The 477-nt window shown below is 52.0% G+C and carries 1 protein-coding gene; it reads right to left on the bottom strand.

Translation table 11 applies throughout. From position 1 onward, the window contains the following. A partial coding sequence (locus tag SINDD18_RS11045) for a hypothetical protein (protein WP_193750855.1) occupies positions 1-477 on the bottom strand: 477 nt, incomplete at both ends.

Below are 477 nucleotides of genomic sequence, written 5' to 3'. Positions count from 1 at the left end.
CCGCTTCAGCATCGACCAGCGCGTCTAAGTCAGCATCAACAAGCGCCTCAGCTTCAGCATCGACAAGTGCGTCTAAGTCAGCGTCAACGAGTGCCTCAGCTTCAGCATCAACCAGCGCTTCAGCTTCAGCCTCAACGAGTGCCTCAGCTTCAGCATCGACAAGTGCATCTAAGTCAGCGTCAACAAGTGCGTCAGCGTCAGCAAGCACATCAGCTTCAGAATCAGCATCAACGTCTGCATCAGAATCAGCAAGCACATCAGCATCAGAATCAGCAAGCACAAGCGCATCTGAGTCAGCATCAACAAGTGCATCAGAATCAGCAAGCACATCAGCTTCTGAGTCAGCATCAACAAGTGCGTCAGCGTCGGCAAGCACATCAGCATCTGAGTCAGCGTCAACAAGTGCGTCAGCGTCGGCAAGCACAAGTGCATCAGAGTCAGCAAGCACATCAGCATCAGAATCAGCATCAACAAGTG

This window comes from Streptococcus infantis (assembly GCF_001579645.1).
GTDB classification, from domain to species: domain Bacteria; phylum Bacillota; class Bacilli; order Lactobacillales; family Streptococcaceae; genus Streptococcus; species Streptococcus infantis_E.
Note: the sequence above shows the minus strand (reverse complement) of the source record. Positions and strands in the feature narration are given on the sequence as shown.